Source organism: Streptomyces sp. NPDC057249 (genome assembly GCF_042669245.1).
In the GTDB taxonomy this organism is placed as follows: Bacteria; Actinomycetota; Actinomycetes; order Streptomycetales; family Streptomycetaceae; genus Streptomyces.
In genome coordinates, this window is sequence record NZ_JBHUXS010000028.1 from 30,054 (window position 1) to 51,697 (window position 21,644).

The window sequence follows — 21,644 nt, forward strand, 5'->3', positions numbered from 1 at the left end:
TGCACGGGGCGAGCACGGTGCAGGCGCAGTCACTCGTTCGGGACCGTAACCGGTGACCCCCGACCGCCCCTGCGGTTGAGCCCTACGGATAGCCAGGCCCTTGATGAACGGACGTGCTCAACATGCCGCCACGGCTCAGTGTCGTTGTCCCCGTCTACAACGTGGAACTCTTCCTGACGGACTGTCTGAAGTCCCTCGCGGAGCAGACCATGACCGACCTCGAGGTGGTGATGGTCGACGACGGGTCCACCGACGGCAGCGCCGCGCTGGCCGCCGAGTTCGCCGCGAGCGACGACCGCTTCAAGCTGGTCAGGCAGAAGAACGGCGGACTGGGGCACGCCCGTAACACCGGCTTCCGCAACGCGCACCCGGAGAGCCGCTACCTGGCCTTCTGCGACAGCGACGACATCATCCCGCCGAACGCCTACGAGCTGCTGGTCGAATCGCTGGAGGAGACCGGCTCGGACCTGGCGTCCGGCAACGTCCTGCGGCTGCGCGCCGGCGGCAAGCTGGTGCAGTCGCCGATGTTCCGCAAGCCCATGGCCACCACGCGCAAGCGCACCCACGTCTCGCGCGACCTGGACCTCCTCGGCGACCGCATCGCCTGCAACAAGGTCTTCCGCCGCTCCTTCTGGGACAAGCACGAGTTCGCCTTCCCGGTCGGCGCGCTGTACGAGGACATCCCCGTCGTGCTGCCCGCCCACTTCCTGGCCGGCTCCGTGGACATCGTCAAGGACCCCGTCTACTACTGGCGCGACCGCCCCGGCTCCATCACCACCAGCCGGGCCGTCGTCCGCGGCATCCACGACCGCGTCGCGCACGTCCAGGGCGTCTCGGACTTCCTGGCCGAGAAGCGCACCCCCGCCGACAAGAACCACTACGAGGCGCACGCGCTGGCCAACGACCTCTGGTACTTCATGGAGGTCCTGCCGGACGGTGACCAGGAGTACCGGGACGCGTTCCTCACGTACACCAACAAGTTCATCGACCAGGTCGACCCCTCGGTGCTCGACGGGCTGCCGCTGCGCCTGCGCGTGATGTGGTACCTGGTACGCGAGCACCGCATGGACGAGCTGCTGGCGCTGCTCCTCCAGGAGAAGCGGGAGCCCGGCGCGTTCGAGGTCAGCGGCATCCGCAAGCGCGTGGCCCATTACCCCGTGCTCACCCGGCCCGTGCCCGCGCCCGTGGCCCGCGTCGCCGACCGCGACCTGCCGCTCGCCGCCCGGCTGCGCGACGCCCGGTGGCGCGACGGCAAGCTGCACCTCAGCGGCTACGCCTACATCCGCAACCTGCCCGTCACCAGCGGGGCCGCCGAGTTCCGGATCGGCTGGCTGCGCGCCGGCCGGCGCCATGTCGTCCCGCTCCGGCTGCGCCGCACCGACGAGCCCGAGGCCACCGCCCGCTCGCGGCAGAGCCTGCACGACTACCACCGGGCCGGCTTCGAGACCTCCGTCGACGCCTCCAAGCTGCGCATCCAGGCGGACAGCGGACCCAAGCAGCTCACCTTCCAGTTCCAGGTCGGCATCGCCCGGGGCGGCCTGCTGCGCCGCGCCTTCCCCTCGGTCCGCGAGGCGTCCGTCGCGCCGCCCGTCCACCGCCCCGACGGCGACCACCGCATCGTCCCCGCCTTCGAGGGCGACAAGCTCGTGCTGCACTCCGAGCGCGTCGACGCCCGCTTCGAGACCCACGGCCCCGGCGACCAGCCCGGCACCGTCAAGGTGACCGGCGTGGTCCGCGCCCGCCTCGTCAAGGACGAGCTGACGCTGGTCCTGACGCACGGCGCCACCAAGACCACCGTCGAGGCGCCGGTCACCGTCGGCTCCGGCGCCGGAGCCGGCTGGAACCGCTTCACCGCGGAGCTGCCGCTCGCCGCCGTCGAGGAGACCCGCCCCGCCGGCGAGGACGCCCCGAAGAGCGTCGCGTACAGCGTCCACCTCGTCGGCAAGGGCCTGAAGGCGTCGCTCGACGCGCCCGGCTCGGTCCACCCCGGCCGCTACCCGCTCGCCGACGGGCCGGACGGTGCCCGCCGCGAGCTGGCCCTCGTCGCCAGCGTGCGCGGCAATCTGGTGATCAGCGACCGCCCCGTGCAGCCCGCCGTCGAACTGGCCAGCTGGACGGACGACGGCCGGCTGTTCCTGGAGGGCACCTTCCCCGAGGACCCGGAGCACCCGGTCGAGCTGGTCGTGCAGAACAGCGGCCACCGCGAGGAGCAGGTCTTCCCGGTCGAGTTCACCGGGCCCGAGGGCGCCCGCCGCTTCCGCGCCGAGCTGCGGCCGGACGCGGTGGAGGGACCGGGCGGCGCCGTGCCGCTCGGCGAGGGCAACTGGTACTTCTTCTTCCGGGCCAAGGGCGCCGCCGACGAGAGCGGCGACCGCGCGCTGCGGCTCCCCGCCTCCGCCTTCCACACCCTGCCCGCCACCCGCCGGCTCGGTGGCCGCGACTACACCCTGGAGCGCCGCTTCGGCGACCAGCTCCTCGTGGTCTCCGGCTCCGTGCTCAGCGCCGCCGAGCGCGGCCCGCGCGCCAAGCGCCTGCTGAGCGAGGCGTACGCGGCACAGCGCTCCGAGCCGCTGCGCGCCGCCGCGCTCTACAGCACCTTCGACGGCCGCCAGTACTCGGACTCGCCGCGCGCCGTCTACGAGGAGCTGGTGCGCCGGGGCACCGAAGTGGAGCACATCTGGGTCGTCCGCGACCAGCAGGCGATCGTCCCCGAGGGCACCACCGCCGTCGAGCACGGCTCGGCCGCCTGGCACGAGGCGCTGGCCCGCAGCCGCTACATCATCACCAACACGCAGCTGCCCGAGTGGTTCGTGCGCCGCGAGGACCAGACCGTCGTCCAGACCTGGCACGGCACCCCGCTCAAGCGCATCGGCCTCGAACTCGCGGGCACCGCCCAGGCGAACGCCGGGTACATCGCGACCCTCGCCGAGCGGGCCAAGCAGTGGAACTTCCTGGTCTCGCCCAACACGTACTCCACGCCCGTCCTGCGCCGTTCGTTCGGTTTCGAGGGCGAGGTGCTGGAGTGCGGCTACCCGCGCAACGACATCTTCCACGCCCCGGACCGCGCCAAGGTCGCCGCCGCGGTACGGGAGAAGCTGGGCATCCCGGCCGGCAAGCGCGTCGTCCTGTACGCACCGACGTGGCGCGAGGACCAGCGCCTCGGCGGCGGGCGCTACTCGCTGGGGCTCCAGCTCGACCTGGCCGCCGCCGAGCGCGAACTCGGCGAGGACACCGTGCTCCTGGTGCGCCGTCACTACATGGTCACCGACCGGCTCCCGGACAGCGGTACGGGCTTCGTCAAGGACGTCTCGCGCTACCCGGACGTCGGCGAGCTCATGCTCATCAGCGACGCGCTGGTCACCGACTACTCCTCGCTGATGTTCGACTTCGCCCAGACCGGGCGGCCGATGCTGTTCCACACGTACGACCTGGAGCACTACCGCGACACGCTGCGCGGATTCAGCTTCGACTTCGAGAAGCGGGCGCCCGGGCCCCTGATCCCGGGCTCCGACGACCTGATCGCCGCGCTGCGCGACCCCGAGCAGGCGATCGCCGGACACGCCAAGGCGTACGAGCAGTTCCGGCACGACTTCTGCGACCTGGACGACGGCCGGGCCACCGCCCGTGTGGTCGACCGCATGCTGTAGTCGTCACCGACGCGCCCCGGTGCCCGGCCGGTCCGTACCGGCCGGGCATCGGCGTTTCCCGGGGCGGTGTTTACGCCACGGTGACGATTCGCTGCGTCGCATAGCGTCGTCACCTTGCTACGTTCTGCTTTCATGGGTATCCGAATGTGGGGCGAAACGGACGTGCGGCGCGCCAGGGCCGCCGTGCTCGTCGCGGCGACCGCGGGCCTCCTCACCCGCATGATCATCGCGGCCAACTCGCCCGGCCCCGCCGACGTGCGGATCTTCGCGGGGTTCGCCGCGGCCATCACCGGGTACGGGCCCGTCCGTATCTACGCGCACCCGCTTCCCGGTCTTCCCGTCTACAACCACCCGCCACTGGCCGGGTGGCTGCTGCTGGGCCTCGACCGACTCACCGAACTCGGCTTCTCCTTCGCCACGCTGATCCGCGTCCCCGCGTCGGCCGCCGACTTCGCCTGCGCGGTCCTCGTGTTCGAGATCGTCCGCCGCCGAGCTTCCCCGCGCACCGCGATGCTCTGCGGGATCGGGGTCGCCGTCAGCCCGGTGCTCATCGCGACCTCCGGCTACCACGGCAACACCGACGCCGTCGCCGTCGCCTTCGCGTTGGCCGCGGCCCACCTCCTGGCCGACCGGAAGGCGCCGCTCGCGGCCGGTGTCGCGGCGGCCCTCTCGATCAGCGTCAAGTTCATCCCGGTCGTGGTGATCCCGGCCCTCCTCGTGGCCGCGCTGCGCGGCGGGCGGCCGGTCCTGGTCCGCTTCGGCGCCGGGTTCGCCGGTGTCACCGCGCTCGTGTGGGGCCCGGCGCTGCTGACCGTGCCCGCGGACCTGGTGCACAACGTCCTGGAGTACGCGGGCGGCAGCTACCGGCTGTGGGGGCTCGTGCGCTTCGCGGACGTCCTCGGGCTGCCCGAGCCGGTCATCGCCTTCATGCAGGGCGGCGGCCACTTCCTCTTCGTCCTCGTGTGCGTGGCCGCGGGCGTCCGGCTCGCCTGGCTGCGGCCCGCCGAGGCCCCCGGGGTCGTCGCCGTCACGCTGGGGCTGCTGCTGCTCCTGTCCACCGCGTCCGGCCTCCAGTACCTGACCTGGGCCGCCGCCGGGATGTTCGTGCTCGGCCCGGTCGAAGGGTTCGCGTACAGCGCGGTCGTCGGCCTGGTCGCCGTCCTCGGCTACAGCGGCCGGTCCGCCGTGCGCTGGAGCGAGCCCGTGCTGTACCTGGGCGCCGCCGGCTGGTTCGTCCTGGCGGCCGGCCTGCTCACCGGCGCCCGCCGCCTCCTGGCCACGCCCCCGGGCGCGCCCCCGCGCGCCGCCCCCGCCGAGCGGGCGCCCCTCTCGGCCCCCCGTACGGAATTCCGCTCCTGCTCGTCCGTCGACTGATCCCGCAACGCCCCCGTCCCCGACCCCGGCACCGCACCCCGAGCGCAACTGGAGAACGCCCCGTGAAGGAAAGCCCGAGCCCCAGGATCGGCATCCTGGTGGTCGCGTACAACGCCGAGACAACGCTGGAGAAGACCCTCGACCGGATTCCGGAGGACTTCCGGTCACGGATCGACGAGATCCTCATCCTCGACGACGCGAGTCACGACGCCACCTTCACGGCGGGCTGCCGATGGTCGCAGGCCGAGGGCATGCCCCGGACCGTCGTGATGCGGCACACCAAGAACCTCGGCTACGGCGGCAACCAGAAGGCCGGGTACGCGCTGGCCGCCGAGCACGGACTCGACATCATCGTGCTGCTGCACGGGGACGGGCAGTACGCCCCCGAGATGCTCCCCGAGATGGTCGCGCCCATCGAACGCGGCGAGTGCGAAGCCGTGTTCGGGTCACGCATGATGACGTCGGGCAGTGCGCTCAAGGGCGGCATGCCGATGTACAAGTGGCTCGGCAACCGCATCCTCACCCGGCTGGAGAACGGACTCCTCGGCTCGGACCTCACCGAATTCCACTCCGGTTACCGCGCGTACAGCGTCGCGGCCCTCAAGCGGCTGCCCGTCGACCGGAACACCGACGCCTTCGACTTCGACACCCAGATCATCGTGCAGCTGCTGCACGCGGGCATGCGGATCAAGGAGATCCCCGTCCCCACGTACTACGGCGACGAGATCTGCTACGTCAACGGCATGAAGTACGCCAAGGACGTCGTCAAGGACGTCCTCGAATACCGGCTCGCGGTCAAGGGGTTCGGCACCTGCCGGTGGATTCCCAAGCCCGTCGAGTACGCCTTCAAGGAGGGCGACGGTTCCTCGCACGCGGTCATCCTGGAGAAGATGCGCGCGCTGCCCCCCGGCCGCGTACTGGACCTCGGCTGCTCCGGCGGGCTGTTCGCCGAGCGGCTGGAGGCCCTGGGCCACGAGGTGACCGGCGTCGACTACGTCGAGGTGCCCGGCGTCCGCGACCGGTGCAGCCGCTTCCACCTCGCCAACCTGGAGGAGGGGCTGCCCGCCGAGGCCGGGAGCGGCTTCGACTACGTGGTCGCCGGTGACGTCATCGAGCACCTGTCCCGCCCCGAACGCGTCCTCGCCGAGGCGGCGTCCGTGCTGCGGCCGGGCGGGCGGATGCTGCTGTCCGTTCCCAACTTCAGCCACTGGTACTCCCGGCTGCGGGTCGCCCTCGGCGCCTTCGACTACGACCGCCGGGGCATCCTCGACGAAACGCATCTGCGCTTCTTCACCCGGGCCAGCCTGCGCCGGACCGTGCGCGCCGCCGGCTACGACGTCCTGGAACTCTCCTCCACCGGCGCGCCGTTCTGGTCGCTGCTCGGCCGGGGCCCGCTCGCCGCCGTGCTCGGCGGGGCGTCGCGGCTGCTGACCCGCGTCCGGCCGACGCTGTTCGGCTATCAGCACGTCGCCCTGCTCACCCCGCACGCGGCCGAGACGATCATCGCTGGAGAGCACGTCGATGTACAGGACATCCTCAACCGACAGTACGTCCCCGCCGACCGGGTCGGTGTCTGAGGCGCCCCGCCCCGGACCCGCGCCCGCCCGGGCGCCCGAACCGCCCGCCCCCGCAGTCAGGAGCAAGTCCTTGACCCTCCCCAGTGTGCTGCTGCTCCTGTTCGCCGTGTTCTCCTCGGCGGGCGGCCAGATCATGCTCAAGCACGGGATGAAGGGCGCCGCGGCCGCCGCCGGGCGCGACGGCGGTTCCGTCGCCCTGCGGGCCGCGGGCAGCCCGTGGGTCGTGCTCGGGCTGCTGGTCTTCGCGGTGTCCGCGCTCGCCTGGATGACGACGCTGGCCAAGGTCCCGCTCTCGGTCGCGTACCCCTTCAACGCGCTCGGCTACCTGCTGATCGTGCTGGCCGGGGCGACCGTGCTGCACGAGCGGACCTCGCTGTGGACCTGGGGCGGCTCGCTGCTCGTGGTGGTCGGCCTGATCACGGTCATGGCCGGCCAGCAACGCTGAGCGCTGTCCCGGGACAGCCCCGGGAAGCGGTACGCCGAGGGGCCCGCACCGGAACGTTCCGGTGCGGGCCCCTCGGCGTCGTACGGTCTAGGACTCCTCGCCCAGCAGCACCCGGCGCACCACGCGCTCGGCGGCGCGGCCGTCGTCGTACGGGCAGAACCGCTCCTTGAACGCCTTCAGCAGCGCCTCGTTCTCCGGGCTGTTCCAGCTGCCGTCGGTGAAGATCGCCGCCAGCTCGTCCGTGTTGGTGGCCACCGCACCCGGCGTCTCGCCCGGCTGCCCGGACAGCAGGTCGAAGACGACACCGCGGACGGTGCGGTACGTCTCCCAGTCCGGGGCGAGGATCACGATCGGGCGGTTCAAGTGGGCGTAGTCGAACATCACCGAGGAGTAGTCGGTGACCAGCGCGTCCGCCGCCAGGCACAGGTCCTCGACGCGCGGGTACGTGGAGACGTCGATCACCGACGCGTTCTCCGGGAGACCCGACCCGCCGTAGAAGTAGTGGGCGCGCATGAGGACCACGGTGTCCGGGCCGACGGCCGCGCAGAACCGGTCCAGGTCCAGGCGGTTGGTGAAGCCCGCCTCGTAGTCGCGGTGCGTCGGCGCGTAGAGCACGGCGCGCTGGCCGGGGCGGATGCCCAGGTCCTCGCGGATCTTGGCGATCTGCTCCTCGGTGGCCGTCGCGAAGACGTCGTTGCGCGGGTAGCCCGTCTCCAGCGGGCGCGCCGCGCTCGGGTAGGCGCGGGACCACACCTCGGTGGAGTGCGGGTTGGCGGAGACGCTCCAGTCCCAGCGGTCCACGCGCTTGAGCAGCCGGTCGAAGTTGAGCCCCTGGGCGGCGGCCGGGTAGTTCTGCTGGTCCATGCCCATGATCTTCAGCGGGGTGCCGTGGTGGGTCATGACATGGATCTGGCCGGGGCGCTTGACCAGGTGGTCCGGGAAGTTCACGTTGTTGAAGAAGTACGTGGCACGGGCCAGCACCGACCAGTAGCGGCGGGTCCCGGGCACCACGTAGTCGATGCCCTTGGGCACCGAGTCCACGTTCTTCTTCGACACCACCCACACGCCGTGGATGTCGGGCGCCAGCTCCTTCGCCTTGCGGTAGATCGCCTCGGGGTTGCAGCTCACGCCGCGGTTCCAGTAGGCGGCGTACACGGCCAGCTTGGGGTCGAGGGGCAGCTTGCGCTGCGCCTTGTAGTAGCGCTTGGTGAACTGCTTCTTCGCCTTCGCGCGGGCCGTGGTGGGCGCGGCGCGCAGGCTGCGGCGGGTGGCGAGCGCGGTGTCCAGGGCGCCCAGCGCGGTGTACTTGCCGCCGCCCATCAGCTGCGGGCGCAGCCCCTTGGTGCCGCCGGGGAACTTGAAGCCCTCCGGGCGGTGCGCCCCGTGGAACGCGCCGACCGCGCCGACGTACTGCCGGCGGCGCTTGGTCACCGTCGGGTACGCGGTCAGCAGCTCCTGCACGGCCCGGTCGAAGAGGAGGCCGCGCACGTCCTTCAGGGCCGGACGCGCCTCCACGAAGGTCATCAGCGCGTCGTACGCCTCGACCAGCTCCAGCGGGGTCGAGCCCGTCCGGGGCTCCACGTCGTCCACCAGGCCGGGCAGGTAGCGCTGCTGGCGGTGCTCGACGCAGGCGGTGCCCAGGGTGGCCACCGAGGCGGCGACGGCGACGGTCGCCAGCGCGTACATCCGCTCGCCGTGCGGGCCCGGACCGAAGGTCACAGTCTCGCGCTCCAGGAGCGCGCGGCGGACCGCGCGGTTCCAGGAGACCGGGGCGATGTCCAGCAGATCCGGGCGCTTCGCCAGCGTGAACGGGCCCTCGGGCATGGCGTCCAGCTTCTGCAGGGACCGCGTCGAGCGGACCTTGCCGCGGAACGGGCGCTTCTGGTGGCCGAACAGCAGTACGTCCGGGTCGCCGGTGGCGTCCAGCCGGTCCGCGACGGCCTGGAGCGCGCCGGGCAGGAAGACGTAGTAGCCCTCCAGGAACAGGACGTACTCCCCGGCGGCCTCCTCCATCCCCGCGTTGCGGCGGCCGTGCGCCCCGGCGCCGGGCTCCAGGTGCACGGCCCGGACGCGGCTGTCGCGCGCGGCAAACTCGTCCAGGACCAGGCCCGAGCCGTCCGGCGCGCCGTCGTCGACCCCGATGACCTCGATGTCCGTGAACGACTGGGAGAGCACCGACTCCAGGCACTCGCGCAGACTTCCTCGGGCGCGACGGACGGGGATGATGACACTCAGCCGGGGCATACGGACTCTTTCTCGGACTGTGCGTACTGGGAGAGCACACAGCGTACTGGGGCGGGCTCCGCAGGGCGGGTCAGGGGGCGGGCGGGCGTACGAAGGCCGAAGAGACGGGCGCGTCGGGCCCGTGAGCGGTCGACCGCGCGGCTGATGAAGGCCCCACTTATCATACTACCCGGGACAGTAAGTGAACCTTGGGCAATACGGGGCGTACGGGCCCATGGCGGGCGCTCCCGACGTCCGTGATCCCGGGCACCGCACGGCTGCGGGGCACCCCCGCCGGCCGGCCAGAATGCCCCGCGCTGTCCCGTCCCCGCTACTTGACCGCCCCCGCCATCACGCCGGAGACGAACTGGCGCTGGAAGGCGAAGAACACCGCGAGCGGAATCACCATCGAGACGAAGGCGCCGGGCGCCAGCACGTCGATGTTGTTGCCGAACTGGCGCACCTGCTGCTGGAGCGCCACCGTGATCGGCGGTGAACCGGAATCCGCGAAGATCAGCGCGACCAGCATGTCGTTCCAGACCCAGAGGAACTGGAAGATGCCGAGCGAGGCGATCGCCGGACCGCCCAGCGGCATCACGACCCGGGTGAAGAGGCGTATCTCACCCGCCCCGTCCAGCCGCGCCGCCTCCAGGAGCTCGCGGGGGATCTCCGCGAAGAAGTTGCGCAGCAGGAAGATCGCGAACGGGAGCCCGAACGCGGTGTGGAAGAGCACCACACCGAGCGTCGTCTCGAAGATCCCGATCTCGCCGAACAGCTTCGACACCGGGATCAGCGCCACCTGTACGGGGACCACCAGCAACCCCACGACCAGCAGGAACCACCAGTCACGGCCGGGGAAGTCCATCCAGGCGAACGCGTATCCCGCGAACGAGCCGATCACCACGACCAGGACCGTGGACGGCACGGTGATCATGACCGTGCTGAGCAGGGAGTCCGTGATCGCCGAATTGTCGAGCAGCCGGGAGTAGTTGTCGACGGTCAGCTCGGAGGGGGCGGTGAAGATCTGCCACCAGCCGGTCGACGCGATCTTCTCCGGGCTGCGCAGCGAGGACAGCAGCAGCCCGACCGTCGGCATCAGCCAGAACAGGGCCACCAGGACCAGGAAGACCCGCATCGCGCCGCCGGCGGCCCGCGCCGCGATCCGCGCGCCGAGCGACCGGGTCGCCGTTGCCGAGGGTGTCGTCATCGGCGCCCCTCCTTCCGTATCCGCCTGATGTTGAAGAGCATCACCGGGATCACCAGCAGCAGCAGGAGTACGGCGATGGCGCTGCCGACCCCCAGGTCCGCGTCCGTGCCGAACGAGGACCGGTACAGCTGGAACGCCAGTACGTTGGCGTCGTCCTGGGTCGAACCGGGCGCGATGATGAACACCAGGTCGAAGATCTTCAGCACGTTGATCATCAGCGTGACCAGCACCACCGCGAGGACCGGGGCGAGCATCGGCACCGTGATCCGGCGGAACACCTGCCACTCGTTGGCCCCGTCCACCCGGGCCGCTTCGAGGAGTTCACGCGGCAGACCGGCCAGGCCCGCCGCGATCAGCACCATCGCGAAGCCCGCCCACATCCACACGTAGCTCCCGATGATCCCGGGCGTCACGAGCGTCGGGCCGAGCCAGTTCACGCCGTTGTACGGCTCCCTGAAGTTGGAGGCCGGGAGCCGCAGTTCGGCACCGTCCGCCGAGGCGGGCAGCGTGAACGTGCCGTCCGCCCCGGCCTTGGCGGTCGCGACCACCTCGCCGTTCTTGACGGCCTCCACCTTCAGGCCCTTGAGCCCGAGCTCCTTGGCATCGATCACGTTCGGCCGGCCGCCGCCGCCCTTGGTGAAGTCGAGCCACGCGGTACCGGTGATCCCGCCGTCCCCGGCCGCCGCCGGGGCCTTCGCGGGCTTCGCGTCGCCCGGCATCTTCGCCGGGAGCACCCCGACCAGGGGGAGCTGGGCCGGCTGCCCGGCGTGCACGGTCGTCTTCGTCACGAAGGCCCCGCCGCCGGCCGCCTTCAACGGGGCGACGGGAAGCGGATGCGCCTTCGGGAAGCCCGAGGACTCGGCGAACGTGTCGTGCACGCCCACCCACACCGCGTTGGCGACCCCGCGCTCCGGCGCCGCGTCGTACACCAGCCGGAAGATGATGCCCGCCGCCAGCATCGAGATCGCCATCGGCATGAAGACGACCAGCTTGAAGGCCGTGCCCCAGCGGATGCGCTCCGTCAGCACCGCGAAGATCAGCCCGAGCGCGGTGGAGACCGTCGGCGCGAAGACCACCCAGATCGCGTTGTTCTTGACCGCCGTACGGATGGTGTCGTCCGTGAACAGCGTCTTGTAGTTGTCGATGCCGGCGAAGCCCGTACCCGCCTGGTCGAAGAACGACCGGTAGACGGAGTACACGATCGGGTACACCACCAGCGCCCCGAGCAGCACCAGCGCCGGCAGCAGGAAGAGCGCCGCGACCACCTTGCGGGTGCCGGTCACACTCCGGGGCGCACGCCCCGGGGAGCCGGCCGGAGGGGCCTTCCTGGGGGCGGGCACGCGAGGCCCGCCTGACGGTTGCCTGTCGGCGGGGAGCGCCTCGTCGGCGCCCCCCGCTGCCGCTGTCGTCATGCCGTCAGCTCTTGTACGCCTTGGCCGCGTCGGACTCCAGCTTGGCTTGAGTCCCCGCGATGTCCTTCGGGTTCTTCAGGAAGTCCTGGAGGATCTTCCACTCGCCCTTCCCGGGCGTTCCGCCGAACGACTGCGGCGCCTGGTCGGACATGTCGAACCGGACGGCGTCACCGGCCGCGATCAGCGCCTTCGCCATCGTGCGCTGCACGTCGTTCGGGTACGCGGCGGCGTCCAGGCCCTTGTTCGGCGAGATGAACCCGCCCTGCGAGGCCGCGATCTTCGCCGCGTCCGTGGAGGCCAGCCAGGTCAGCAGCGCCTGGGCGCCCTTGCCGTCCTTCAGCGCGATCGCCGCGTCGCCACCGGTCACCACGGGCGACTCGGCGCCGACCGCGGGGAACGGGAAGACCTTGGCGTCCGTGCCGATCTTCGCCTTCGTCTGCGCGATGTTGACGCCGACGAAGTCGCCCTCGTAGACCATGGCGGCCTTGGGCTGGTCACCGCCGGTGAAGGTCTGCGTCACCGACGCGGGGAACTCGGTCTGGAGCGCGCCCTCCGCGCCGCCCGCGATCAGGGAGGGCTTGCCGAACAGCTGGGCCAGCGTGGTCAGCGCGTCCTTGACGGACGGGTCCGTCCACTTGATCTTGTGCTGGGCGAGCTGGTCGTACTTCTCCGGGCCCGCCTGCGACAGGTAGACGTTCTCGAACCAGTCGGTCAGCGTCCAGCCGTCCGCGCCGCCGACCGAGACCGGGGTGACGCCCGAGGCGGACACCGTCTCGGCGGTCGCCAGGAAGTCCTTCCAGGTCTTCGGCTCGCTCGCGCCCGCGTTCTCGAACGCCTTGGTGTTGTACCAGACCAGCGACTTGTTGGCGGCCTTGAAATACACCCCGTACTGGGTGCCGTCCACCGCGCCGAGGTCCTGCCAGACCTGCGCGTAGTTCTTGCTCAGCTGGGCCTTCGCCTCGGCGCCGACCGGCTTCGCCCACTTCTTCGCCACGGCCTGCTGGACCGCCCCCACCTGCGGGATCATCGCGACGTCCGGCGGCTGGCCGCCCGCGATCTTCGTACCGAGGAAGTTGACGATCGGGTCCTGTGCCGGGACGAACGTCACCGTCGCGCCGGTCCGCTTCTCGAACTCCTTGAGGACCTTGACGAAGTTGGCCTGTTCCGGACCCGTCCAGACCGCGGCGACAGAGAGCTTCTCACCGTCCAGTTTCGGTAAAACGACACTCGGGGTGGACCCCTTGCCCGTCGTGGAGCCGCCTTCGTCCGTCTTCTTGTCTCCGCCGTCACCGTCGCCGCCGCAGCCGGTGAGGGCCAGTGCGCCGATGGCGGTGAACACCACGGCCGCCCTGCGAATCCGTAGGGTTGTGCGCATCCCTGCCCCGTCTCTCTGTCCGCGCGCGCCCACCGGGCGCCGGGTCGGAGAGCCAGCGCTGCCGGTCGAGCGTCACGTCGTCGTGTGCGCACAGTCCTATGCCCGGGGTCCCGGTGCCGCAATACCGTCATCGCCCCCGAATCCCTGATCGTGATGGCCTCGTGACGTGGGGTCAGTGCCGGTATCCGGCTATTGGGGGACGATCGGGCCGCCCTGCCAGGGCCCCGCCCGCGGGTCCTTCGAGGGCGGCTCCGGCGCGACTCGGGCGGAGCTGGGCGGGCTTTCAGGTGAACAGGGGCGCGAGGGGTTGTGCGTTGACGGAACGCGCCGCCCGGTCCAGGGCGCTGGCGAGCAGCGCGAGGTCCGTCGGCCCGTTGCCCAGTTCGCGGACCGGGCGGCGGGTGGGCGGGTCGCCCATCCGCTCCCACTCCAGCGGGACGACCGTCGGCCGCAGTGTCGCCGTCCGCGGGATGCGGCCGGTCACCCGGCCGCCCTGGAACGGCGTCACCCGCCCGTCCGGATGCCCCAGCCGCCCCCGGCCCGGCGCCGGTTCGTCCGGCGAGGGCGGGACCGCGGGCGGATCGAGCACGATGCGCAGCCGCGCGCCGCGGGCCAGCTCGGTGTCCTCCGTGCGGTCGGGGCGGGCCGAGGCCGCCACCAGGTGGATGCCGAGCCGCCCGCCGTCCCGGGCCACCGCCTCCAGCGCCCGCACCACCGAACCGGCCGCCGGCCGGCCGGGGCTCCCGAGCGCCGGGGCTATGAGCGCGTCGAAGTCGTCCACGAGCACCACCAGCCGGGGCAGCGGCGAGGGGCCGGGGTCCACGGGACGGCCCGCGCCCGGGCGCAGGCGCAGGGTGCCGCTGAGGGGGGCCTCCACGTCGCCGCGCTGCTCGGGGACGGGCGTGGGCGTGGGCCCGTCCTCGTTACGGCTGTGCCACTCGGCGAAGTCGAGCTCGCCGAGCAGTTCCGCCCGCCGCTTCACCTCGCCGCCCAGCGCCTGGGCGAACTCCCGCATCCGGACCGGGTCCGAGGCCACCAGGTGCGTGAACGCGTGCGGCAGCTCCGTGCACGGGCCCAGTGACTCGCCGCGCTCGCCGCCGGCCCCGTCGACCAGCACGATGCCCAGCCGGTCCGGCCGGGCCGCCGCCGCCAGCGACGCCGCGACGGCCCGCAGCAGCTCGGTCCGCCCGCTGCCGCCGGGGCCCTCGATGAGCAGGTGCGGCCCCTCGTCGGCGAGATCCACGCTCACCGGCCCGCGCGGCCCGGCACCGAGCACGACGACGGGCCGCCCGGCGTGGACGGCCGGCCGCGCGACGGCACGCGTGGCGGTCTGCGTCCCACCGGCCGCATCGGCCCCACGCGCGGCGACCTGAGGCCCCCCGGCCCGCCGGGGCCCGCCGACCCGCGCGGGGGCGGGGTACGGCGTGCGGCCGGAGCCGGTCGTGGTGGTGTCGGGGTAGGGGGTGCGGCCGGAGTCGCTTGTGCCGGTGCGGGGGTGCGGGGTTCGGCCCGAGTTGCTCGTGGTCGCGCCGGGGTGCGGGGTGCGGCCGGAGCCGGAGCCGGTGCCGGTGTCGGGGTACGGCGTGCGGCCCGAGCCGGTCGTGGTGGTGTCGGGGTACAGGGTGCGGCCCGAGTCGCCTGTGGTCGCGCCGGGGTACGGCGTGCGGCCCGAGCCCGTCGTCGTCGCGGCCGGGTATGCCGTGCGGCCCGAGTCCGGCGCCTCGGCCGCCGTGCGCTGGGCGCCCACGCGGGGCGCCGGGCGGTCGTCCGCCGTGGATGCCCAGCGGGCCATCAGGGAGGCCGGGGTGGCGCGGGCCAGGCCCAGTTCGTCCAGGAGGCGGGCGGACGGGGGGAGCGCCACCGGCACCTGGCGGCCCGGCAGCGCGGCCGAACCCTCCGCGCGCAGGGGGGCCAGCGCCCGGGCGAACCGCTGGGCCCAGTGCGCCGACACCGCGTCCACCGAGGCCACCGTGCCGTGGCCCGCAGCCCGGCCGCCCGCCGTGCGCAGCAGCCGCAGGGCCGTCGCCACATCACCGCTCAGCATCCCGACCGCCCCGCACTCGCGGAAGGCGATCGACGCGTGGCACGCGGCCTCGTACGTCGCGGCGACCGGCGAGGTGGGCGTCGCGGCCGGGGTCTCCGCCAGACAGATCAGATGGACGCCCGCCGCCGCACCGGCCGCGGCCAGCCGGGCGGTGTGCTCGCGCAGGACCGCCGCGCCGGGGTCGCCGTCGAGGATCACCACCGTGAACGGGCCCTCGTGGTCGCGGGCGGCCTCGGCGACCGTGGCCGCGTCCTGGCTCGCCCAGCCCGGGCCGAGGGGCCCGTCGTCCAGCCGACGGACCAGCTCGGCGGTGCGGGCGAGCGCCTGGTCGCGGTCGTACGCGAGGAGCAGCCGGCAGTCCTGGCCGTGCATCGGGCGCAGATGGGGCAGCCACCCCAGCCAGGCCCACTCGCGCCGGCGCTCCTCCGTGCTCCGCGCCCGGTCCGTGCTGATCAGCACGATCTCCAGGTCGGCGGGGGAGTGCAGCGCGGCCAGCTGGGCCACGGTGGACCGGGCGAGTCCGGCCAGCCGCTCCCGGGGCCCGGCGAGCCCCAGCGAACCGGCCTCCCGCAGGCTCACGGTCACCGGCACGGCGGGCAGGTCGGCCCGGTCGGTGGTGCCCAGCCGGACCACCAGCGCCTCCGGGTGCGCGGGGTCGCGCTCCCACAGCCGGGGGCCCGGGCCGAGCGCGGTCAGCAGCACGGCGGCCGGATCGGGCCAGGTGCCCTCCGGGGCGGTGGGCGGTGAGGCGAAGGTGTCGGGGGCGGCCGGGACCGGCTCGGCGGGGGCGCTCGGCGGTGGCGGCTCGGCCCGGGCTCCCTTGAGCCGGCGGGCCCAGGCCCCTATGCCGCCGCGCCGGGGCGCCTCCTGCTCCGGGAAGCGGCCCGGATGCCCGGCGGAGGACCCGGGCCGGGCCCCGGGGTCGTCGGGGGCGGGCCGGTCGTGGTCGGGCGGGGAGGGCTCGGGGGAGGGGGCGGCCGGTGCGGCGGGGACCCGGGCGACCCGCAGGTGGCCCTCGCCGTCCGGGGTCGTCGGCAGCACCGGCGGACGCGCGCCGGAGGCGAGCCGGAGCGTCGACTCACCGAGCCGCAGCAGCGCCCCCGGGGCCAGCCGGACCGGGCGGTCGTGGACCTCGGCCCCGTCGAGCGAGGTGCCGTTGGTGGAGCCCAGGTCGGCCACGGAGACCCGGCCGTCCTCGGAGACCGCCACCTCGCAGTGCAGCCGGGAGACGTCGGGGTCGTCCAGCGGGACGTCGGCCTCGGCCGAGCGGCCGACGCGGACCGTGCCGCCGTGCAGCAGATGGACCCCGCCCGCGTCGGGTCCGGCGACCACCTGGAGCTGGGCGGGGACCGCGTCGTCCGCGGTGTCGTCCTCGCCGGGAACCTGGAGCGAGAGCACCGCGCCGTCGACCAGGGGCGGCTCACCGAGGGCGCAGCGCTGCGCGTCCAGCCGCTCCCGGCCCGCGAAGAGGACCACCGCACCGCTGCCGAGGGAGCCGTCGGGACCGGCGATGGCCATGGCCAGGGCCGACGCGACGGAGGCCAGCGCCGTCCCCGCGGGGGCGGTGACCAGCACATCGCAGGCGCGCGCCGGGGTCTGGCCGCTGGGCGGCGCGAGGACGGTCAGCCGGATCTGCATCGCCGTCAGCGGTCCCTTCTGCGCGCGGCACCGGCCGGGGGAACGCCCTGTGATTCCCCCCACCCGGCTCGGACGCGTCGTCCGGTACAGGTTCGTCACGCACCACGAGGCTCCAGAGCCCGCAGTCGTGCTCCAGGCATCCTCGCACCTGCCACTGACAACACGCCCGGCGGTCATCAGTTAGTGATCTTGGAACGTCTGCTGTGGCCCCAAAAGTGCGGCATGACCGGTTCCCGGCGTACGGCCCTGGCAACCATCCGCGCCGGGCGGACGTCTTCCCCCGGGACCCGGACCCGACCGGCCCTCCCCCGTACAGCCTCTAGAGTGGGCCGGAAACTCCGGGGGGACCCCGGATCGATCCACCACGACCAGCAGGGAGCGCATGACGTGCGGCCGGTAGGCAGCAAGTACCTGCTCGAGGAGCCGCTGGGACGCGGCGCCACGGGCACCGTCTGGCGCGCCAGCCAGCGCGAGGCGGCGGGCGCCGAGGCGGCCGTGGCCGGCCGGCCCGGCGAGACCGTGGCGATCAAGGTCCTCAAGGAGGAGCTGGCCAACGACGCGGACGTGGTGATGCGGTTCCTGCGGGAACGCTCCGTCCTGTTGCGGCTGACCCACCCCAACATCGTGCGCACCCGCGACCTCGTGGTCGAGGGCGACCTCCTCGCCCTCGTCATGGACCTGATCGACGGCCCCGACCTGCACCGCTACCTGCGCGACAACGGCCCGCTCACCCCGGTCGCCGCCGCGCTGCTCACCGCGCAGATCGCCGACGCGCTCGCCGCCAGCCACGCCGACGGCGTCGTGCACCGCGACCTCAAGCCCGCCAACGTGCTGCTCGCCGACCCCGACGGCGCGATGCGCCCGATGCTCACCGACTTCGGCATCGCGCGCCTCGCCGACTCGCCGGGCCTGACCCGGACCCACGAGTTCGTCGGCACCCCCGCCTACGTGGCGCCGGAGTCCGCCGAGGGCCGCCCGCAGACCTCCGCCGTCGACATCTACGGCGCCGGCATCCTGCTGTACGAGCTGGTCACCGGCCGCCCGCCGTTCGCCGGCGGCACCGCGCTCGAAGTCCTGCACCGGCACCTCAGCGAGGAGCCCCGCCGCCCCAGCACCGTCCCCGAGCCGCTGTGGACGGTCATAGAGCGCTGCCTGAGCAAGGACCCGGACCGCAGGCCGAGCGCGGAGAACCTGGCCCGTGCCCTGCGTACCGTCGCCGACGGCATCGGGGTCCACGCGAGCTCCGCGCAGATCGCCGCCGCCGACGGGGTCGCCGCCCTGCTCGCCCCCGACCCGGCGCCCACCGCCGTGCCGGAGATCCCCGGCGCGGCCGACCCGACGCAGGTGCTGCCCAGCAACGCCGGCTCGTACGACCCCAACGGGGTCACCAGCGTCCTGCCGCACGGCGGCGCGCCCGGCGGAGGCCCCCAGGCCGATCCGACCGCCGTCCTGCCGCCCGTGCCGCCGCGCCCCGACGGCGACCCGCGCCCCGAGGACCCGCACCCCTGGCAGTCCCAGCTCCGGGCCGCCCGCGACCGCAACGAGCAGACCCAGGTCCAGTACCTCGACCCGAGCCAGGACCCGTTGCGCCGCCGCCCGCAGCGCCGGCAGCAGCCGCCCCCTCAGCAGCCGCGCGACCGGCAGCCCGGGTACCAGCAGCACCAGCCCCAGCCCCAGCAGTACCCGCAGCAACAGCGGCAGCAGCAGTACCAGCCGCAACCGCAGCAGCAGTACCAGCCGCCGCAGCGCCAGCAGTACCAGCCGCAGCCGCAGCCGTACGCGCCCCCGCAGCAGCCCCAGCAGCCCCAGCGCGCACCCCGCGAGCCGAGGCGGCGCAGCGCCAACCCGATGAAGATCCCCGGGCTCGGCTGCCTCAAGGGCTGCCTGTTCACGCTGGTGCTGCTCGTCGTGGCGAGCTGGCTGATCTGGGAACTGACCCCGCTCAAGGACTGGATCGGGCAGGGCCAGAGCTACTGGCACGCGATCACCGACGCCGTGTCCACGGTGTCGGACTGGATCTCCAAACTGGGCGGCAGCTGACGCGCCGAGCACACCGGAGGCGTACAACTCTGTAGCTATATCGACTTCCGCGGGCCGATTACGAGGCAATTCGCCCGCAGAAGCGAAGGTTGGCGCCAACCACGGCACGCGGGCCCCCGATCGCCGCGTAACTTTGTCGACCGGGGGTTGTTGGGGTCCATCGCCAGCCGCTGAGGGAGCAGTCTTGGCACGGAAAATCGGCAGCCGGTACACCGCCCACCAGATACTGGGGCGCGGCAGCGCCGGCACGGTGTGGCTCGGGGACGGCCCCGAGGGCCCCGTGGCCATCAAACTGCTCCGCGAGGACCTGGCGTCCGACCAGGAGCTCGTCGGCCGGTTCGTCCAGGAGCGCACCGCGCTCCTCGGACTGGACCACCCGCACGTCGTCGCCGTCCGCGACCTGGTGGTGGACGGCAACGACCTCGCCCTCGTCATGGACCTGGTCCGGGGCACCGACCTGCGCACCCGGCTCGACCGCGAACGCCGGCTGGCCCCCGAGGCGGCCGTCGCCGTGGTCGCGGACGTCGCCGACGGCCTCGCCGCGGCGCACGCCGCCGGGATCGTCCACCGCGACGTCAAGCCCGAGAACATCCTGCTGGACATGGAAGGGCCGCTCGGCCCCGGCAACGCCCACCCCGCACTCCTCACCGACTTCGGCGTCGCCAAGCTCATCGACACCCCGCGCCGGACCCGCACCACCAAGATCATCGGCACGCCGGACTACCTGGCCCCCGAGATCGTCGAGGGCCTGCCGCCGCGCGCCGCCGTCGACATCTACGCCCTGGCCACGGTGCTGTACGAACTCCTCGCGGGCTTCACGCCCTTCGGCGGCGGCCACCCCGGCGCCGTCCTGCGCCGCCATGTCACGGAGACCGTCGTCCCGCTCCCCGGCATCCCCGACGAGCTGTGGCAGCTGCTCGTCCAGTGCCTGGCCAAGGCCCCCGCCTCCCGGCTGCGCGCCTCCGAGCTGGCCGCCCGGCTGCGCGAACAGCTGCCGCACCTGGCCGGCATCCCGCCCCTGGAGGTGGATGAGCCGGACGAGGAGCCCGAGACCCCGCAGGGCTACGACGAGCAGCAGTACACCCCGGCCGGCGACGAGCCCCGCCGGCGCGGCGCGGTCCCGCTGGTGCCCGGCTCGTCCCCGGACTCCAACCGCGACACCCACACGAGCATGCGCGTCCCGGCCCCCGACGAGCTGTCCGGCGGCCCCCGGGGCACCGCCCGGGCCCCGCGCGCCCCCGGCCGGCCCCGCCCGGGCTCGGCCCGCAACAAGTCGGCGGCCGTCCGCAAGCGCCGCCTGACCCTGGGGGCCGCGGCCCTCGTGCTGGTCGCCGGGCTCGGCGCGGCCGGCTGGCTCGCCCTGAGCGGCGACGACGCGGACCCGGGCCCGCAGGACACCAGGAACTCGGCCCCGGCGGCCCCGTGACCGGGTCCCGGAGGCGGTGATCCGGCAGCCCGAGGAACGTACGCGCCGACAGCCGTTACGCTGGACCCGTGGCAGTCGTCGATATTTCCGAAGAGCTGAAGTCCCTCTCCTCGACCATGGGGTCGATCGAGGCCGTCCTGGACCTGGATGCGCTGAGGGGGGACATCGCCGTGCTCGAGGAGCAGGCGGCCGCCCCGTCCCTGTGGGACGACCCCGAGGCGGCGCAGAAGATCACCAGCAAGCTTTCCCACCTCCAGGCCGAGGTCCGCAAGGCCGAGGGCCTGCGCGGCCGGATCGACGACCTCGAAGTCCTCTTCGAGCTCGCCGAGGCCGAGGGCGACGCCGACGCGCTCGCCGAGGCGGAGGCCGAGCTGGAGTCCGTCCGCAAGGCGCTGGACGAGATGGAGGTCCGCACCCTCCTCTCCGGCGAGTACGACGCCCGGGAGGCGCTGGTCACCATCCGCGCCGAGGCCGGCGGCGTCGACGCGGCGGACTTCGCCGAGCGGCTCCAGCGGATGTACCTGCGCTGGGCCGAGCGGCACAACTACAAGACCGAGGTGTACGAGACGGCGTACGCGGAAGAGGCCGGCATCAAGTCGACCACCTTCGCCGTCGAGGTGCCGTACGCCTACGGCACGCTGTCCGTCGAACAGGGCACCCACCGCCTGGTGCGCGTCTCGCCGTTCGACAACCAGGGCCGCCGCCAGACCTCGTTCGCGGGCGTCGAGGTGCTGCCCGTGGTCGAGCAGACGGACCACGTCGAGATCGACGAGTCCGACCTGCGCGTCGACGTGTACCGCTCCTCCGGCCCCGGCGGCCAGGGCGTCAACACCACGGACTCCGCGGTGCGTCTGACCCACCTGCCGACCGGCATCGTCGTGTCCTGCCAGAACGAGCGCTCGCAGATCCAGAACAAGGCGTCCGCGATGAACGTCCTCCAGGCGAAGCTGCTCGAACGCCGCCGCCAGGAGGAGCAGGCCAAGATGAACGCCCTCAAGGGCGACGGCGGCAACTCCTGGGGCAACCAGATGCGCTCCTACGTCCTGCACCCGTACCAGATGGTCAAGGACCTGCGTACGGAGTTCGAGATGGGCAACCCGGACGCGGTGTTCAACGGCGAGATCGACGGCTTCATCGAGGCCGGCATCCGCTGGCGCAAGCAGAACGAGAAGTAGTCCGAGAAGTGCCGCAACCCCCCGTGCGGCGGGGGACATTGGCCCGGAACGGCCTTGACCC

At 73.0% G+C, this 21,644-nt stretch carries 12 protein-coding genes; 7 read left to right on the plus strand and 5 right to left on the minus strand.

The annotated features are described in order from the left end of the window. Positions 1-113: 113 nt before the first annotated feature. The 4 genes from ACFUJY_RS33020 (at position 114) to ACFUJY_RS33035 (ending at position 7,043) form a co-directional block, all read left to right on the plus strand. A complete protein-coding gene (locus ACFUJY_RS33020) occupies positions 114-3,647 on the plus strand; it encodes a CDP-glycerol glycerophosphotransferase family protein (RefSeq protein ID WP_383306490.1) in 3,534 nt (1,177 codons plus the stop codon). A gap of 144 nt (positions 3,648-3,791) precedes the next feature. Further along, positions 3,792-5,021 (plus strand): glycosyltransferase family 39 protein, encoded by a 1,230-nt coding sequence (locus tag ACFUJY_RS33025; RefSeq protein ID WP_383306537.1) that lies wholly within the window; start codon positions 3,792-3,794, stop codon positions 5,019-5,021. 62 nt (positions 5,022-5,083) lie between these two features. After that, positions 5,084-6,598 carry a methyltransferase domain-containing protein gene (locus ACFUJY_RS33030; protein ID WP_383306492.1) on the plus strand — a complete coding sequence of 505 codons (1,515 nt, stop codon included), beginning with the start codon at positions 5,084-5,086 and terminating at the stop codon, positions 6,596-6,598. Positions 6,599-6,668: 70 nt separating this feature from the next. Then, positions 6,669-7,043: a hypothetical protein gene (locus tag ACFUJY_RS33035; RefSeq protein WP_383306494.1), complete on the plus strand. Its 375-nt coding sequence runs from the start codon at positions 6,669-6,671 to the stop codon at positions 7,041-7,043. A gap of 87 nt (positions 7,044-7,130) precedes the next feature. Here the strand turns inward: ACFUJY_RS33035 and ACFUJY_RS33040 are convergent, their stop codons facing one another. From ACFUJY_RS33040 to ACFUJY_RS33060, 5 genes are all read right to left on the minus strand, one after another. Next, positions 7,131-9,287, minus strand: a complete 2,157-nt coding sequence (locus tag ACFUJY_RS33040) for a CDP-glycerol glycerophosphotransferase family protein (protein WP_383306496.1) — start codon at positions 9,285-9,287, stop codon at positions 7,131-7,133. Positions 9,288-9,597: 310 nt separating this feature from the next. Beyond that, positions 9,598-10,473: a carbohydrate ABC transporter permease gene (locus ACFUJY_RS33045; protein WP_383306498.1), complete on the minus strand. Its 876-nt coding sequence runs from the start codon at positions 10,471-10,473 to the stop codon at positions 9,598-9,600. Further along, positions 10,470-11,885 carry a carbohydrate ABC transporter permease gene (locus ACFUJY_RS33050; RefSeq protein ID WP_383306500.1) on the minus strand — a complete coding sequence of 472 codons (1,416 nt, stop codon included), beginning with the start codon at positions 11,883-11,885 and terminating at the stop codon, positions 10,470-10,472. Before ACFUJY_RS33050 ends, ACFUJY_RS33045 begins: the two co-directional genes overlap by 4 nt. Before the next feature lie 4 nt (positions 11,886-11,889). Next, positions 11,890-13,260, minus strand: coding sequence for an ABC transporter substrate-binding protein (locus ACFUJY_RS33055; protein WP_383306502.1), 1,371 nt, complete (start codon positions 13,258-13,260; stop codon positions 11,890-11,892). 283 nt (positions 13,261-13,543) lie between these two features. Next, positions 13,544-16,942 (minus strand): FtsK/SpoIIIE domain-containing protein, encoded by a 3,399-nt coding sequence (locus ACFUJY_RS33060; protein ID WP_383306504.1) that lies wholly within the window; start codon positions 16,940-16,942, stop codon positions 13,544-13,546. Positions 16,943-17,329: 387 nt separating this feature from the next. Between ACFUJY_RS33060 and ACFUJY_RS33065 the strand changes: the two genes are divergently transcribed. The 3 genes from ACFUJY_RS33065 (at position 17,330) to prfB (ending at position 21,583) form a co-directional block, all read left to right on the plus strand. Further along, positions 17,330-18,982: a serine/threonine-protein kinase gene (locus ACFUJY_RS33065; RefSeq protein ID WP_383306506.1), complete on the plus strand. Its 1,653-nt coding sequence runs from the start codon at positions 17,330-17,332 to the stop codon at positions 18,980-18,982. Positions 18,983-19,166: 184 nt separating this feature from the next. After that, a complete protein-coding gene (locus ACFUJY_RS33070; RefSeq protein ID WP_383306508.1) occupies positions 19,167-20,408 on the plus strand; it encodes a protein kinase in 1,242 nt (413 codons plus the stop codon). Positions 20,409-20,476: 68 nt separating this feature from the next. After that, positions 20,477-21,583, plus strand: a complete 1,107-nt coding sequence (prfB, locus tag ACFUJY_RS33075) for a peptide chain release factor 2 (RefSeq protein WP_143616284.1) — start codon at positions 20,477-20,479, stop codon at positions 21,581-21,583. Positions 21,584-21,644 lie beyond the last annotated feature (61 nt).

Excerpts from the sequence above, each read along its gene's own strand:
- ACFUJY_RS33040 (WP_383306496.1), bottom strand. The coding sequence starts at position 9,287 with ATGCCCCGGCTGAGTGTCATCATCCCCGTCCGTCGCGCCCGAGGAAGT.
- ACFUJY_RS33060 (WP_383306504.1), bottom strand. The coding sequence starts at position 16,942 with ATGCAGATCCGGCTGACCGTCCTCGCGCCGCCCAGCGGCCAGACCCCG.
- ACFUJY_RS33045 (WP_383306498.1), bottom strand. The coding sequence starts at position 10,473 with ATGACGACACCCTCGGCAACGGCGACCCGGTCGCTCGGCGCGCGGATC.
- ACFUJY_RS33055 (WP_383306502.1), bottom strand. The coding sequence starts at position 13,260 with ATGCGCACAACCCTACGGATTCGCAGGGCGGCCGTGGTGTTCACCGCC.
- ACFUJY_RS33025 (WP_383306537.1), top strand. The coding sequence starts at position 3,792 with ATGTGGGGCGAAACGGACGTGCGGCGCGCCAGGGCCGCCGTGCTCGTC.
- ACFUJY_RS33050 (WP_383306500.1), bottom strand. The coding sequence starts at position 11,885 with ATGACGACAGCGGCAGCGGGGGGCGCCGACGAGGCGCTCCCCGCCGAC.